The sequence below is a fragment of the Hymenobacter sp. BRD128 genome (assembly GCF_013256625.1).
GTDB lineage: Bacteria > Bacteroidota > Bacteroidia > Cytophagales > Hymenobacteraceae > Hymenobacter.
This window is the reverse complement of record NZ_CP053908.1, coordinates 2,693,364-2,708,694: the sequence shown is the minus strand read 5'-3', so window position 1 is coordinate 2,708,694 and position 15,331 is coordinate 2,693,364. Positions and strand designations below refer to the sequence as shown.

Here is a 15,331-nt window from a genome sequence, read left to right as displayed (position 1 = left end):
GCGAGCGCGGCAATGACAGCCGTTTTTTCGGCGTCAGCAATTTTTGCTGCTTACTGCTACTTGACTATTTATGCCGCGTTTTTTCGCCTGGTTTCTACTAGTAGCACTGCTGGCCACCGTGCGGGCCTGGGGCCAGGCCGCCTACGGCGACTGGCAGCTGCACTTGCCCGCGCGGCATCCGCTAGGCCTGGCCGATGCCGGCAGCCGCCTCTACGTGGCCGATGAGTCGTCGTTTTACTTCTATGATAAAGCTCTGCATACCACGCAATTGCTGTCGCGCCGCGATGGCCTCAGCGACGTGGGGGTGGCGGCGCTGGCCTACGACTCGGCCTCGGCTCAACTGGTAGTGGCCTATCGCGACGGCAACCTCGACGTGGTGGGGACGAGCGGCACGGTGCGCAACCTCACCGACCTGCTGCGCAAAACCAGCCCGACAAAAACCATTTACCAGGTTCAGATTTACAGCGGGCTGGCCTACGTGAGCACCAACCTGGGCCTGGTGGTGCTCGACCTGGCCAAGCTGGAAGTGCGCGACACCTACAGCGCCATCGGGCCATCGGGCCAGATGGTGAGCGCCTATGCCGCGGCCGTAGTGCACGACACCATCTTTGCTTCGACTTCGGTCGGTATTCTGCGGGCTAGCCTCAGCTCGGCGGTAAATCTGCTCGATTACCGCAGCTGGACCAAAGAGAGTCCCAACCTTGGCAAGCTCGACCAGACCTACGCGCAGCTGGTGGTGTACCGGGGCCACGTGGTGGCGGGCGGCAACTTTCGGGGCCTCGACTACCTGGCCGGTACGGGGGTAGCTCGCGCATGGCACTTCTCGCCCAACGGCTACGCCGACGAGATGCGCCGCCTGCGCGTGAGCGCCGGCCAGCTGCTGGTGGCGCAAACCAACACGGCCCTGCGCCGCTTCGATGCCAAAACGGGCGTGGTAGTGCCGGTGCTGCCCATTGCGGCGGTGGGTACCGTTGTCAATGATGCCCTGGCCCAGGCCGACGGCACCTACTACGTGGCTAGCTACGATAAGGGCCTGCTGCGCTTTGCCTCGACCACGGCCGCGCCCGAAATCATTCGGCCCAATGCCCCCGAGCAGGCCCTCGATTACGGGTTGGTGGCGAATGCGGCTACTAATACGGTTGACGTATTCAGCGGCGGCTACTCGGGCGATAGTGGCGCGCAGCAGGGCAGCCGCAACGGCTTTTATGAGTACAAGGATGGGCAGTGGACCAACTACACGGCCACCACGTATCCGTCGCCGACCGATTTTCCTAATCTGCTCGACCTCTCGCACGGCACCCGCACGCCCGACGGCACGCTCTACATTGCCAGCTACGGCAACGGCCTGCTGGAGTGGAAAGGCCCCGGCCAGTTCCGGCAGTTTACCCAGGGCACGCCAGGCTCGCCCCTGCGCAGCAGCCTCGCCGCCACCGACCCCAACTACCCCAATTTTGTGCGGGTGACCGACGTGGCCGCCGACCCCAACAATGGCCGCGTGTGGGTCGTGAACCGCCACCCCGAGTTTCCGGGCGTGCCGGGCTTGTTCCGCTTCCGGCCCGGCAATGCTACCTGGACGACCGTGCCCGCCTATTCGGGTTTCGAAAACCTCGACCGCATCACGGTCGATAATTTTGGCAATCCCTGGGCCACGCAGTCGCGCAAGGGTGGCCAGGGCCTCGTGGCCTTCGACACCCTTACGCAGAAGCCTTTCTACTTTACCACCAGCAACGGCCTGCCCAGCAACGCGCTCTACGCCATTGCGCGCGACCGCAGCGGCGATATCTGGGTGGGCACGGCGGCGGGCGTGGCCGTGTACAACGACCCTAGCCAGCTGCTGGGTGCGGCGGCCAACGGCACCAGCCAGGGCGCTTTCCGCCTGCCGCTGGTGACGCGCGGCGCCGGCACGGGCTTCAATACCCTCTACAACGAAATCGTGCGCTGCATTGCCATCGACGGGGCCAACCGCAAATGGCTGGGTACGCCCAATGGCCTCTGGCTGTTCAGCGCCGATGGCACCGAGGCGCTGCTCAATTTCACTACCGCCAACTCGCCCCTGCCCAGTAACAGCATCGTGGACGTGGCCGTGAACGACAAAACCGGTGAAGTTTTCGTGGCCACCGATGCCGGCCTGGTGAGCTACCGCGGCTCGGCCAGCGTCACCGACGGCGCCCCGAGCTGCGCCCAGGTATCGCCCAATCCCGTGCGGCCGGAGTTTGCGGGCACCGTGGGCATCAGCGGCGTGGTAAATAATGCCCAGGTGCGCATCACCGACGTGGCCGGCCACCTCGTGTACCGCACCAATGCGGCGGGCGGCACCGTGACCTGGAACCTCACCGATACCGACGGCCGCCGCGTGCGCTCGGGCGTATACCTGGTGCTCACGTCCGATGCCCAGGGTAAAAATACCTGCGTGAGTAAAGTAGCCGTACTGTCGAAATAGGAAAGCAGCTCGCTCAAAAAAAGAACGTCATGCTGAGCTTGCCGAAGCATCTCGCTCGCGCCGCTAGGGTTACTAACTCTAACGGCGCGGACAAGATGCTTCGGCAAGCTCAGCATGACGTTCTTACTTGTCGTTAGTCATACATAATTCCTCCTTTCACCAAATGCTAATTAAAACCCGCGGTATCGTGCTGAGCTACCTCAAGTACCGCGAATCCAGCATCATTGCCCGCGTCTACACCGAGCAGCGCGGCGTGCAGAGCTACCTCGTAAACGGCGTGCGCCGGGCCAAGCCGCCCGGGCGCATTGCGCTTTTTCAGCCCCTTACTTTGCTCGACTTGGTGGCCTACGTGCCGCGCCAGGGCGGCAGCCTCACCCGGCTAGCCGAGTTTCGCTGCGCCGAGCAGTTTCGCTCGCTGCCCTACGACGTGCGCAAGAGCAGCGTGGCGCTTTTTCTGAGCGAAGTGCTCAGCAAGTCGGTGCGTGAGGAAGAAGAGAATGTCTCGCTTTTTCGCTTTCTGCACGATTCTATCCTGGCCTTCGACCAGCAGGATGTGGGCGTCGAAAACTTCGCCCTGCTTTTTCTCCTGCACCTCACCGACTACCTGGGCTTTGGCCTGCGCAGCGGCGCCGAGCTCACCGACCAGGTGGCGATGGCCGGCCCGGTGGTGGGTAGCGGCTTCAGCAGCGGCCCGGCCACGCTGCGCCTGCGCGAGTTCGAGCAGTATTTCGACGAGCTGCTGCACGCCCCGGCCACCGCTAGCATCCCCAACGGCCAGGTGCGCCGCGAGCTGCTGGCCGTGCTCATGCGCTACTACCAACTCCACGTCGAGGGGCTGGGCGAAATAAAATCGCTGGAAGTGCTTAGTGAAGTGCTTAGCAGCTAGCCAGGTACTACTAAAAGGGCCAGAGCCGGGTACTTATCCCGGCCCTGGCCTGCTCGTTAGCGCTTCGCTACTGCTGGGCGGAAGCTTACTTCTTGGTGGCTTTATGCGGGGTAGCCGCTTTAACACCGGTCTTGGTCTTCGCGGCTGGTTTCGTGGCAGGATGCTTGGCTGGCGGGGTCGCCGCGGCGCCTTTTATGTCTACCAGCTCCACGTCGAAGCGCAGGTTGGCGTCGGCCGGAATGTCGGCGCCGGCGCCCCGCGTGCCGTAGGCCAGCGACGACGGAATGAGCAGGATGGCTTTGCTGCCCTTGGGCAACATGGCGATGCCCTGGTCCCAGCCCGGAATCACCTGCCCCCGGCCCAGCGCAAACTCGAAGGGCGAACCGCCGTGCTTGTCCGAGGCGTCAAATTCTTTGCCGGTGGCCAGCACCGTACCGCGGTAGCGCACGCCCACGGTTTGCCCGGTCTGGGGCAGCGGCCCGGCGCCGCGCTTGGTGATAATGTACCAGGTGCCGCCGGCGGTTTTCTTGGCCGTCGCCGCCAGGTTATTGGTTTTTAAGTAGTCGGCAATAGCCGCATTGTCTTTGGGCAATTGCGCTGCCAGCCGGGCGCGGGCCAGGCGCTGCTGCTCGGCCTGCACATCTTGCTGCAGGCGCTGGGCTGTGGCCATGGCCGTGGCCTGGTCTACCAGCCGCACGGCCGTGGCTTGCAGCACCAGTACGTTGCCGCCGCGCCGCAGCTCGGCCGGCACCGGCCGGCCCCGAAACAGCGAGTCGGCCCGTAGGCGGAATACGGCGCTATCGCCGGGCTGCAGCATGGCAAGGGCTTCCTCCGGCGAGCCTTTGCGGAAGCCGGCGGGCATCGGCATGGGCACCGGCTGGCCGTGGGTTAGCTGCCGCGTGCTTTGTAGCACCGAGTCGCGGCCCGTGAGGTAGGTTACGTGCATCAGCATAAACTTGCCGGCCCGCGAGGTGTCGGTGGGGCTGGGCAGGGCGGCCAGCGGCCGGGGCGCGTAGCGCCCCGCCGCATCGCGCCGATACAGCTTGTATTCGGTGCCGCTGGGCAGGCGCTCGAAGCCGGGGGTAGGAGTGGTGGTCTGGGCGTGGGCTAGCACCGGCAGCGCGGCCAGTAGCAGCAAAATAAAATGACGCATAAAGCAGGAGCTAAACAAAACCGCCACGCCAAAACGGCGTGGCGGTATACTAACTAAACGAAACCAGGACCTGGCTTAACGGCCGGCCGGAGGTGCCATGGCTGGGGCTTGGGCGGCGGCTGGCGCATCCTTCACGTCCGTTACTTCGATGTCGAAGCGCAGGGGTGAGTTGGCCGGAATGGCGGGCGGCGAGCCCTGCTTGCCGTAGGCTAGCGACGACGGGATGAGGATGGTGGCCTTGCTGCCCTTGTTGAGCTGCTGCAGGGCGGCATCCCAGCCCGGAATTACCTGGCCGCGGCCTACCGGGAACGAGAACGGCTGCCCGCCGTGCTTGGCCGACGAGTCAAACTCTTTGCCATCGAGCAGGGCTCCGCGGTACTGCACCGTCACCAGCTGGCCGGCTTTGGCATTGGGGCCGGTGCCGGGCTGCGTGGTGATGATATACACGCCGCTAGGGTCCTTCTTGGCGTTGGCCAGGTTGTTTTTCTTCATGTAGTCTTGCAGCGTCACGTCGTCGGCCTTGTCCTGGGTGGCGGCGTAGGCGCGCATCTGGCGCTGCTGCTCGGCCATCATCTTCTGCTGGTCGGCCATGGCCTCGGCCATTGCTACGTCGCGGGTTTGCAGGGCCACGGCCTTCACCGTGAGGATGATGTAGTTGCCTTTCTTTTTCAGATTGGCCGGGGCCAGCATGTGGGCGTTGCGCTTATACAGCGTGTCGGCGTTGAAGCGGAACACGCCGCTGTCGCCGGGCTGGAGCAGCGAGAAGGCCTCGGGCTCAGCGCCCATTTGCTTGGCCGTGAGGGCTTCGAGCGGAATGCGCACCGGAATGCCAAACTGGCGCTCGCGCGATTTCATCATCACCGAGTCGCCGGCCGTGCGATACTCAATGTGGGCCGACATCACCTTGCCCACGCGGTCCTTGTAGGTAGCATCTTCGCCGCCGGCTACCTCGCGGGGCGAGTAGCTGTTGCCGTCTTTCTTAAAAATCTTATATTCAATGCCCGACTTGGTTTTGGCATAGTCGCCGCCGCCTTTATTGCACGAAGACAGGAAGGAAGCTGCGCTGAGCACGCCCGCCGCCAGGGCCAGGTGCCGGGCCGCGCCGGGCCGAAGAGAAAACTGCATGAAAAACAAAAGTTGGAATAAAGGACGAACCGACGCCAAAGTTAGGCTACGGGCGGCGCAACTGCTACCGGCGCCACGGGCGTGCTCACCAGCTGCGCCTGGTACTGCGGCAGCAGCCCCACGAAGCGCGCTACGGTAGCGTCGAGCGACTCAGTGCTCACGCCGCCCGAGGCGTTGTGGTGCCCGCCGCCCTCAAAATGGTTGCGCGAAAAGTCGGCCACCGAAAAGTCGCCCACCGAGCGGAACGAGATTTTTACCGCCGAGCTGCGGTCAATGAATACGGCCGCCAGCACAATGCCTTCAATGCTGAGCGCGTAGTTCACTAGCCCCTCCGTATCACCGGTTTTGCTTTCGTACTCGCGCAGCTCCTCCTTAGTTACGGCAATGTAGGCCGTGTTGAACTCGCGCAGCACCACGAGCTTATCCTTCAGGATGTAGCCCAGAAAGCGCAGTCGGATTTCGGAGTGCGAGTCGTAGATGCGGCGGTGCACCGAGGCCAGGTCGATGTGGGCGTTCAGCAGCTCGGCGATGATGAGGTGCACATTGCGCGAGGTGCTAGGGTGCCGAAACGAGCCCGTATCGGTCATGATGCCCGCGTAGAGCGCCTCGCCCATGCCCTGGTCGATGAGGTCCTGGTCGCCGAGGGCGCGGATAATCTCGAAAATCAACTCGGCCGTGGCCGCCGCCGTGGGGTCGGAAAAGCTAACGTCTGCAAAGTTTTCGGGGCGCTGGTGGTGGTCGATGAGCACCCTGGTGCCCGGCGCCCGGCGCACGTACTCGCCCAGCTCGTTGATGCGGCCCAGGCAATTAAAATCAAGGCAGAACAACAGGTCGGCCCGGTTCACCAAGTCGCGCACCTGGCGGTCGTTCTGGCGCGGCTCGTAGATAACGACCTCGTCGTTGCCCTGCATCCAGTTGAGGAAGGCCGGGTAGTCGGAGGGCGTAACTACCGTCACGGAGTGCCCTTTTTTCTTGAGATAAGTAGCCCAGGCCAGCGAAGAGCCTAGCGCGTCGGCGTCGGGCTTGTGGTGCGTGGTGATAAAAATCTGCTTGGGCTGGGCCAGCAGAGCTTGCAACTCGGATACGGAAGGAAACATCGACGACGTAAATGGCCTACGAATGCACTTAAAAAGCGCCGGGCAGCTAGCCAGGCGTAAACGGGCCGGCAAAGGTCGGCATGAATTGGGTTTCAACAATCAAACCCTTGGGGAAGGTTCTCGCAGAATGCGCCTGGTGCCGGCTAAACCCCGGAAAATACTGGGCGAACTCAAAACGCGGCCCAGCCCTACCTTTGCCATCCCAACTTAAATTTTCCCCCTAAAGAATGGCAACCAACCGCACCTTCACGATGATTAAGCCCGATGCCGTGGCCGAAAACCACATTGGCGGCATCCTGAGCATGATTGAGCAGGGCGGCTTCCGCATCGTGGAGCTTCAGAAAGTAACCCTCACCCCCGAGCGCGCCGGCCAGTTCTACGCCGTGCACAAAGAGCGTCCTTTCTACAACGACCTCGTGAAGTACATGTCGAGCGGCCCCATCGTGGCGGCTATCCTCGAAAAAGACAACGCCGTAGCCGACTTCCGCACCCTCATCGGTGCCACCAACCCGGCCAATGCCGAGGAAGGTACCATCCGCAAGAAGTACGCGAAGAGCATTGAAGCCAACGCCGTGCATGGCTCCGACTCGGACGAAAATGCCCAAATCGAAGGCCAGTTCTTCTTCGGCAAGTAGGCTAGCCCCCTTCGTCAGCTTGACAAACGAAAAAGCCGCTCTGCATTGTGCAGAGCGGCTTTTTATTTATACCTAAACCAGACTTTTTTTGTACCAATTTTGTATTGACGAGCTTAGCTAGGCCGTCCGAAGCCGATGCGGCCGGGACCTTTAGGTTCGCTCACGAAGGTAGCATCTTCGCGGTTATAGATGTCGGCCAGTGACATAGCTTCCGTGACCGGCACCGTTTGGCCGAGCGTGGTAGCTAGCGCCTGGGCTTTGGGCTGGGCTAGCGCCTCGAAGGCGTAGGAGGCAATGAGGCGCCCCTTGCGCAGCAGCGCCTTGTCGATGCGGGCCAGGTCGGCGTTGAAAGTACAAATAATCTGGATGTGAAAGCCGTCGCTCAGTAGCCCATCGCTGAGGTTGAGCAGGTTGCTCACGGCGTTGCTGCCGGTGGCGTCGCGCTTGGTGAGCAGCTCCTCGGCATCTTCGATGAGCAGGATGGAGTTAGTATTGTCGTGCAGGAGGTTGATAAACTCGGGGTCGGCAATGCGCAGCGCCAGGTTGGGCGGGATAAACAGCTTGGGCTTATCGGTGAGGCCGCAGAGGTGGCGGATGTAGCTGGTTTTGCCGGTGCCGGGCGGCCCGTGCAAGATGACGAGGCCTTTATCATCAGGCTTTTGCAGGCGCTTCACGATGGCCTCGTGCACCGGCAGCAGGTCGTCGTTGTAGTTGGCGGCCAGGTCCAGTTCGGGGATTTTGATCGGCAACGGCGAAAAAGCCAGGTCGCTGCCCATCAGCCGCAGCACCTGAATGCGCTGGCGCTCTACCTGCCCGCTTTCGAGCTGGGCCGAGAGCAGCGCCCGCAGGCGGGCCAAAGCATCGGCATCGGTGCGCGGCGAGTAGTATAAAATGGCGCTCTGGTCGCCGTAGCTGCTGGTGATGCTGAAAAACAGCAGGGTATACGGCTCGGGCGACAGGGCGTAGAATTGCCATTCCGGCGCTTTATCCGCCTCTTCGATGAAGACGGACTGTACGACGGTTATCTGGTCAAGGTCGTGCGTTTCGGCTAGTTTGCTGAGCACCGTTTTGCGGGCCTCGGCCGTTACGAGCTGGTAGATTTCACGGCGCGGCAGCTCGCCAAACATGGTATAAAACCACGTCGATGGTTGAAAGCCGTGTTGATTATAGCTCGTCGAAAAATCGGGGCTAGCCGCCGGGAGCGGGAGGGGGTTGCTCATTAAGTAAGGTAAAGGAGCCGGGCTCGGGGCCAGTGCTTAGGCCGCCAGGGCGGGCTCGGAGTATTCAGTTTCGGCCGGCTGCGGTTCGTGCTTGTGCTTGAAAATGAACACGAACAGCACCGCAATTACCAGCGCGTAGGCGGCGAAGGCTAGCCAGATGCCGTGCCAGTCTTTGTTGCCACTAGCATCGGTAAAGTAGTTCTGGATGACCAGGCCGCTGATTGAGCTGCCCAGCACGGCCCCGAAGCCGTTAGTCATCATCATAAACAAGCCCTGGGCGCTGGCCCGGATGCTGGGCTGGGTCTGGGTTTCGACGAACAGCGAGCCCGAGATATTGAAGAAGTCGAAAGCCATGCCGTAGACGATGCACGAGAGAATAATCATCCAGAGGCCGCCGGCGGGGTTGCCGAAGGCTAGCAGGCCGAAGCGCAGCACCCAGGCCACCATGCTGAACAGCATGACCTGCTTGATGCCAAAGCGCCGCAAAAAGAACGGGATGGCGAGAATGAACAGCGTTTCCGAAATCTGCGAAATCGACATGATAAAGGCCGGGTGCTGCACCGATAGGGTGTCGCGGTAGGCCGGGATTTTATCGAAGTCGTGCAGGAACGTATCGCCGTAGGCATTGGTGAGCTGCAAGGCGGCCCCTAGCAGCAGGGCAAAAGCGAAGAAGGTGGCAAGCTTGCGGTCGCGCAGCAGGGCAAACGACTTCAACCCTAGCGCATCGACCAGCGAGCGGCCGGGCGTGTCTTTAGAGGGCGGCGGGCACTTGGGCAGCGTGAACGAGTAGAAGCCCAGCAGCAGCGCCGCCCCGGCGGCTACGTAAAATTGATTGGCCGACTTCTCGAAGCCTAAAAACGTAACGGCCCACATGGCCGCAATGAAGCCGACGGTGCCCCACACCCGAATGGGCGGGTAATCCTTCACCACGTCGAGCCCCTGGCTTTTCAGGGCCGAGTACGATACGGCGATGGAAAGCGCCAGCGTGGGCATGTAAAAAATCATGTTCAACAGGATGACCCAGAAGAACATGCCGGGGTCGGTGACGAACGGAATGGTGCAGAGCGTGAGGCCCCCCAGCAGGTGCAGCACGCCGTAGAGCTTCTCGGCGTTTACCCACTTATCGGCCACGATGCCCATGAGCGAGGGCATAAAAATAGACGCAATACCCATTGTGGAGAAGATGGCGCCAAACTGCGCGCCCGACCAGTGCTTGGTTTGGAACCAGTACGCGCCAATCGTAATCAGCCACGCGCCCCAGATAAAAAACTGGAGAAAGCTCAGAATGGTAAGACGCAGCTTAATGCTCATGCAGGCGCAACGTTAAAGTTTGGGAAAGGGGCTTTTGCGCCTAAAGTTACACTAAATTTTGACCAGCCCCGTAACGTTGCCGTAACTACCAGACTGCTACGCACCAGCCCTGGCTAGGTGGTTTAAGCAGCGGCTAGCCAGTAAATCTTTACTAAAAAAGCCCTCCAGCGCGAAGCAGGAGGGCTTTTGAGGCTAGCGGGCCGAATAGCCGAACTCTAGGCGGCCGCGTAGCGCTTGTTCACCTCATCCCAGTTGATGAGGTTGAAGAAGGCAGCGATGTAGTCGGGGCGGCGGTTCTGGTACTTGAGGTAGTAAGCGTGCTCCCACACGTCGAGTCCCAGAATCGGCGTGCCTTTGCAGCCAGTGTCGGGCATCAGCGGGTTGTCCTGGTTCGGCGTCGAGCAGATTTGCAGCGAGCCATCAGCCACCTTGCACAGCCAGGCCCAGCCCGAGCCGAAGCGCGTGGTAGCGGCCTTGGTGAATTCGGTTTTGAAGTTGTCGTAGCTGCCAAACGACTTGTTGATGGCGTCGGCTACGGCACCGGTGGGCTGGCCGCCGCCGTTGGGGCTCAGGATAGTCCACCACAGCGAGTGGTTCCAGTGGCCACCACCGTTGTTGCGGATGGCTGGGCTAGCCTTGGCGATGTTGTGCAGAATCTCCTCCAGGCTCTGGCTCTCAAACTCGGTGCCCGCGATGGCGGCGTTGAGGTTGGTGACGTAGGCCTGGTGGTGCTTGGTGTGGTGAATTTCTTGGGTTTGCGCGTCAAACGTGGGTTCGAGGGCGTCGTAGGAATATGGCAGCTTGGGCAGTTCAAAAGCCATGATGCGGGTGTTTTAAAGTGAAAAAATGGGGTGGTGCAGGTATAACCCCCAACGGGCCGCCGGGGTTACGGCCGCCCGCCGGGCGCCCCCAAAAGTAGCCTAGCCCCGCTTCTCTTTAAAAAATGCCTGCATGAGCGCCGCGCACTCGGCGGCGCACACGCCCGCCCGCACCCTGGTGCGCGGGTGCAGCAGCCCCAGCGGGTGGCGCCGGTAGCCGGTTTTGGGCTCATCGGTGCCAAAGACTACGGCGCCGAGCTGGGCCCAGGCGCTGGCCCCGGCGCACATCACGCAGGGCTCCACGGTCACGTAGAGCGTGCAGTGAGTGAGATACTTATTACCTAGGTAATTAGCAGCGGCCGTAAGGGCCAGCATCTCGGCGTGGGCGGTCACGTCGCGCAGCTGCTCGGTTTGATTATAGCCCCGGCCAATAATGAGGCCATCGAGCACCACTACCGCCCCAATGGGAATTTCGCCGCCCGCCAGCGCCCGCCGCGCCTCGGCCAGGGCTTGGCGCATGAAGTAGTCGTCGGTGAGCAAAGGCGCAGGCATCGCCTACTTCAGGCTAATATCGCCGAGCGCGGCCTGGGCCACGGGGCGCCACTGCGCCTGCTCCTCGGCCGGCGCCGAAAAGGCAAAAATATAGAGCTGCTGGCCCTGCACAGCGTACTCGATGTACTCGTACTTTTTGATGGGGGCTAGCGCCACCGACGAGCGGCGGCTGTCGCTCATGGTGGAGACAAACTCCAGGGCCACGAAGTCGCGGCCGTTTACCTTGCGTACCTCCTGGGTCAAAAAATCGACCTTCGTGTACAGCCGCTGCACGCTGGCCTTATACATGGGCAACAGCACGTTGTAATCGGGCCCGAAGGTGGTGGGGCGCACCGAGATGCTGTAATCGACGCGCCCGCTCGGGTTGCTATACACCGCCAGCGGCTTGCGCGGCGCCGGAAACTTGACGGCAATGGCCGCATCGGGCAGCGGCGCAAACCCTACCGGCATCGCCACCGAGAGGCCCGGCGCCAGCTTCACGGTCGTCAACTTGGGCCTGGGCGCGAAACTGGTGAGGGCGAGCGTGGCGGCGAGTAGCGGGAGGGTTTTCATAGAAAAGGCAAAAATACGGGCTAGCGGCCGGGTAGATGGTTGCGGGAATAAAGTAAAGAACGTCATGCTGAGCGCCGCGAAGCATCTTGCTCGCATCGTTGGATTTAGTACCCTAGCGACACGAACGGGATGCTTTGCGGCGCTTAGCATGACGTTCTCTCTAAAAATTAAGCAGGCGAGAAGCTAGCGGCGCACCACCGTGGGGTACTTTATGCGCACCTTCTTCCAGTATACGTAGTTACCCGTTTTGGCTTCTACCAGGTAGGTGCCGGCCTGGATGTGGCCCAGGTCCACCGGCTCGCCGGTGTTATTCTGCGGGTCAAGCGCCTGCTGATACACGACCTTGTTTTGATAGTCGGTCATCACCAGCGTGCCGGGTTTGGTAAACTGCTGCGTGAAGCTGAGCATCACGCTGTTGGAATTGGGTTTGGGAAAAATGTCGATGCCCGACAGTGTTTCAACGCGCTTGATGGGGCCGTCGAGCGTCACCGGGGCCGGCGTCTGGCCCGTCGTTTTACTCTCGGTGCCGTTGTCATACTTGGGTTTGGTTTTGACTTTCGTTTGGGCCTGGGCCGCGCCGGCCGTGAGCAAAGCGGCCGCCAGGGCCAGCGAAGAAAGAAATTTCATGGTCAGAAAAAGAGAGTGAACGGGCTGAACAGCGCCGCTGCTAGCCTCACTTGCATACTCCGTACCAAACTAAGAGGTTTGGCTAGGGGCAATTTCGACTACCGCCGGCGAAAATGCCGTGCGGCTAGCTTGCCCCAAGGGCCTAACTTTGCCCGAAATACTATTGCCATGTTGAGAAGTCATACTAACGGCGAGCTTCGCCAAGAAAATGTCGGCCAAACCGTCACCCTCGTGGGCTGGGTGCAGCGCACCCGCGACAAGGGCGGCATCCTCTGGATTGACCTGCGCGACCGCTACGGAATCACGCAGCTCGCCCTCGAAGAAGGCGTGGAAAGCGACGCCGTGCGCGAAACCGCCCGCACGCTGGGCCGTGAGTTCGTGGTCTCGGTGACGGGCAAAGTGGCCGAGCGTTACTCCAGAAATGCGCATATCCCGACCGGCGACATCGAAATCCGCGTCGAGCAGCTCGAAATTCTGAATCCTGCCAAGCTGCCGCCTTTCCTCATCGAAGACGACACCGACGGCGGCGACGACCTGCGGATGAAATACCGCTACCTCGACCTGCGCCGCACCCCAGTGCGCAATAACCTGATGCTGCGCCACCGCATGGCTCAGGCCGTGCGCCGCTACCTCGACGGCCAGAATTTTATCGAAGTCGAAACCCCCGTGCTCATCAAAAGCACGCCCGAAGGCGCCCGCGACTTTGTGGTGCCCTCGCGCATGAACCCCGGCGAGTTTTACGCCCTGCCGCAGTCGCCCCAGACGTTTAAGCAGCTGCTCATGGTGTCGGGCTTCGACCGCTACTTCCAGATTGTGAAGTGCTTCCGCGACGAAGACCTGCGCGCCGACCGCCAGCCCGAATTCACGCAGATTGACTGCGAAATGGCTTTCGTGGAGCAGGAGGATATCCTCAATACCTTCGAGGGCCTGGTACGCTACCTGTTCAAGGAAATAAAAGACCTCGATTTCCCCACCGTGCCCCGCATGGAGTACGCCGATGCCATGCGCCGCTTCGGCAACGACAAGCCCGACGTGCGCTTCGCCATGGAATTTGTGGAGCTGAACGACGTGGTAAAAGGCCAGGGCTTCCCGGTTTTCGACAACGCCGAGCTAGTGGTGGGCATCAACGCCGCCACCTGCGCCGCCTACACCCGCAAGCAGCTCGACGAGCTGACCGAGTGGGTGAAGCGCCCGCAGCTGGGGGCCACTGGCCTCGTATATGCCCGCGTAGAGGCCGGCGGCACGGTGAAGTCGTCGGTCGATAAATTCTACTCGCAGGAAGAATTGCAGAAGTGGAAAGCCGCCTTCAACGCCAATGAAGGCGACCTGCTGCTCATCCTGGCCGGCCCGGCCGACAAAACCCGCAAGGCCCTCAGCGAATTGCGCCTTGAAATGGGCCAGCGCCTCGGCCTGCGCGACAAGGATACCTTTGCCCCGCTGTGGGTGGTCAATTTCCCGCTGCTGGAGTACATCGAAGAAGAGGGCCGCTACTTCGCCATGCACCACCCCTTCACCTCGCCCAAGCCCGAGGATGTGCACCTGCTCGACAACCCCGCCACCATCGGCCAGGCCCGCGCTAATGCCTACGACTTGGTTATCAACGGGGTAGAAGTGGGCGGCGGCTCCATCCGCATCCACGACCGCGCCGTGCAGGCCCGCATGTTCTCGCTGCTAGGGTTCTCGCCCGAGGAAGCCCAGGCGCAGTTCGGCTTCCTGCTCGACGCCTTCGAGTACGGCGCCCCGCCCCACGGCGGCATCGCCTTCGGCTTCGACCGCCTCTGCTCGCTCTTCGGCGGCGCCGACAGCATCCGCGACTTCATTGCCTTCCCCAAAAACAACTCGGGCCGCGACGTGATGATAGACTCGCCCTCGCCGATTTCGGATAAGCAGCTGACGGAGCTGAGTATCAAGACGGCCGTAGTGGCGAAGTAGAATCTAAAGTTACGAAAACAGAAGCGGCGACTGAGCAATCAGCCGCCGCTTCTGTTTTAAGTCTGTCTACAAATAACTCCAAGTGCTAATTAAGAAGAAAACTAGCCATGCTATCCAAAGAATACGGACTTTGTGAATTATAGGATTTTTAGTGAAGTATTGGATTGCGTTCATAATACCAAGCGCCAGAAAAGGTAGTAGTAGAAAAGCGACTCCTCTTCCTACAATGGCACTTACAAATGATACAGCGTCATTGCCGCCAGCAACCACTGGTTGAAAGACAAATTGAACAATGATGTTAATGGCAATCGATAGCCAAAACATTATCCCGAGAGTTTTCTTGCTAGATGCTATCATTTTTACGCTGAGCAGTTTATAAACGAAAGCGGCCACCGATATTTCGGTGGCCGCTTTCGTTTTGCAAAAGGCAGGTGCTTTTAGAAATTCCGCTCGCCCGTTTCGCGCTTGCCCAACATTACCGAGCCTACCATTGCGGCTAGTAGTAAGATGGACGCCAACTCAAACGGCAGTGAGTACTGCTTGAACAGCACCAAGCCAAGCTGGTCGACCATGCCCACCTGCGAGCTGAAAGTGGCTGCATCGTAGCCCAACGGCTGTACGTTGCGCAACGCCGCCACCATGATGAGCAGCAGCGAACCACCCGCGATGGTAGCCGCAATCTTGGCCAGGGCCGGCTTGTGCGGCTCGGTATCCTCGTTCAGGTTCAAGAACATAATCACGAACAGGAACAGCACCATGATGGCCCCGGCGTACACGATGATGTTCACGGCGGCCAGGAACTGCGCGTTCAGCGTCAGGTAGTGGGCCGAGAGCGTGAAGAACGTGAGAATGAGAAACAGCACGCTGTGCACTGGGTTTTTGGCTAGCACTACGCCTAACGCACTCAGCAGTGCTACGAATGACAGGAAGAGAAAGAGGGACATAGGAAACAAAAGAACGTCATGCTGACGAAGGAAGTATCT

14 protein-coding genes are annotated in these 15,331 nt (G+C 60.9%); 4 read left to right on the top strand and 10 right to left on the bottom strand.

Going from position 1 to position 15,331, the window contains the following annotated elements:
- Positions 1 to 70 precede the first annotated feature (70 nt).
- Positions 71 to 2,440: a two-component regulator propeller domain-containing protein gene (locus GKZ68_RS12060; RefSeq protein WP_173115029.1), complete on the top strand. Its 2,370-nt coding sequence runs from the start codon at positions 71 to 73 to the stop codon at positions 2,438 to 2,440.
- A 163-nt stretch (positions 2,441 to 2,603) separates the two neighbouring features.
- Positions 2,604 to 3,326, top strand: a complete 723-nt coding sequence (recO, locus tag GKZ68_RS12055) for a DNA repair protein RecO (RefSeq protein WP_173115026.1) — start codon at positions 2,604 to 2,606, stop codon at positions 3,324 to 3,326.
- A gap of 85 nt (positions 3,327 to 3,411) precedes the next feature.
- Here recO and GKZ68_RS12050 read toward each other — a convergent pair whose 3' ends face one another.
- From GKZ68_RS12050 to GKZ68_RS12040, 3 genes are all read right to left on the bottom strand, one after another.
- Positions 3,412 to 4,479, bottom strand: coding sequence for an FKBP-type peptidyl-prolyl cis-trans isomerase (locus tag GKZ68_RS12050; protein WP_173115023.1), 1,068 nt, complete (start codon positions 4,477 to 4,479; stop codon positions 3,412 to 3,414).
- Between the two features lie 75 nt (positions 4,480 to 4,554).
- The gene (locus GKZ68_RS12045) at positions 4,555 to 5,604 is read right to left on the bottom strand and encodes an FKBP-type peptidyl-prolyl cis-trans isomerase (RefSeq protein ID WP_173115019.1); all 1,050 of its coding nucleotides are present in this window, start codon (positions 5,602 to 5,604) and stop codon (positions 4,555 to 4,557) included.
- Positions 5,605 to 5,645: 41 nt separating this feature from the next.
- Entirely contained in the window at positions 5,646 to 6,701 is a 1,056-nt protein-coding gene (locus GKZ68_RS12040) for a bifunctional oligoribonuclease/PAP phosphatase NrnA (protein ID WP_173115016.1), read from the bottom strand.
- A 227-nt stretch (positions 6,702 to 6,928) separates the two neighbouring features.
- Between GKZ68_RS12040 and GKZ68_RS12035 the strand changes: the two genes are divergently transcribed.
- Complete coding sequence (locus tag GKZ68_RS12035) at positions 6,929 to 7,336, top strand: nucleoside-diphosphate kinase (RefSeq protein WP_173115013.1); 408 nt, start codon at positions 6,929 to 6,931, stop codon at positions 7,334 to 7,336.
- 113 nt (positions 7,337 to 7,449) lie between these two features.
- Here the strand turns inward: GKZ68_RS12035 and GKZ68_RS12030 are convergent, their stop codons facing one another.
- From GKZ68_RS12030 to GKZ68_RS12005, 6 genes are all read right to left on the bottom strand, one after another.
- Positions 7,450 to 8,556: an AAA family ATPase gene (locus GKZ68_RS12030; RefSeq protein WP_173115010.1), complete on the bottom strand. Its 1,107-nt coding sequence runs from the start codon at positions 8,554 to 8,556 to the stop codon at positions 7,450 to 7,452.
- Positions 8,557 to 8,592: 36 nt separating this feature from the next.
- Positions 8,593 to 9,867, bottom strand: a complete 1,275-nt coding sequence (locus tag GKZ68_RS12025; protein ID WP_173115007.1) for a nucleoside permease — start codon at positions 9,865 to 9,867, stop codon at positions 8,593 to 8,595.
- Positions 9,868 to 10,082: 215 nt separating this feature from the next.
- Entirely contained in the window at positions 10,083 to 10,688 is a 606-nt protein-coding gene (locus GKZ68_RS12020) for a superoxide dismutase (RefSeq protein WP_217275251.1), read from the bottom strand.
- A gap of 99 nt (positions 10,689 to 10,787) precedes the next feature.
- The gene (locus GKZ68_RS12015) at positions 10,788 to 11,237 is read right to left on the bottom strand and encodes a nucleoside deaminase (RefSeq protein WP_217275250.1); all 450 of its coding nucleotides are present in this window, start codon (positions 11,235 to 11,237) and stop codon (positions 10,788 to 10,790) included.
- 3 nt (positions 11,238 to 11,240) lie between these two features.
- Entirely contained in the window at positions 11,241 to 11,789 is a 549-nt protein-coding gene (locus tag GKZ68_RS12010; protein ID WP_173115004.1) for a hypothetical protein, read from the bottom strand.
- A 183-nt stretch (positions 11,790 to 11,972) separates the two neighbouring features.
- On the bottom strand, positions 11,973 to 12,416 hold the full coding sequence (locus GKZ68_RS12005; protein WP_173115001.1) for a T9SS type A sorting domain-containing protein: 444 nt from the start codon (positions 12,414 to 12,416) through the stop codon (positions 11,973 to 11,975).
- A gap of 168 nt (positions 12,417 to 12,584) precedes the next feature.
- On the opposite strand from GKZ68_RS12005, the gene aspS reads away from it, so the two are divergent.
- Positions 12,585 to 14,348 carry an aspartate--tRNA ligase gene (gene aspS, locus GKZ68_RS12000; RefSeq protein ID WP_173114998.1) on the top strand — a complete coding sequence of 588 codons (1,764 nt, stop codon included), beginning with the start codon at positions 12,585 to 12,587 and terminating at the stop codon, positions 14,346 to 14,348.
- Between the two features lie 437 nt (positions 14,349 to 14,785).
- Here aspS and GKZ68_RS11995 read toward each other — a convergent pair whose 3' ends face one another.
- On the bottom strand, positions 14,786 to 15,292 hold the full coding sequence (locus tag GKZ68_RS11995; RefSeq protein ID WP_173114995.1) for an NADH-quinone oxidoreductase subunit J: 507 nt from the start codon (positions 15,290 to 15,292) through the stop codon (positions 14,786 to 14,788).
- Between the last annotated feature and the right edge of the window lie 39 nt (positions 15,293 to 15,331).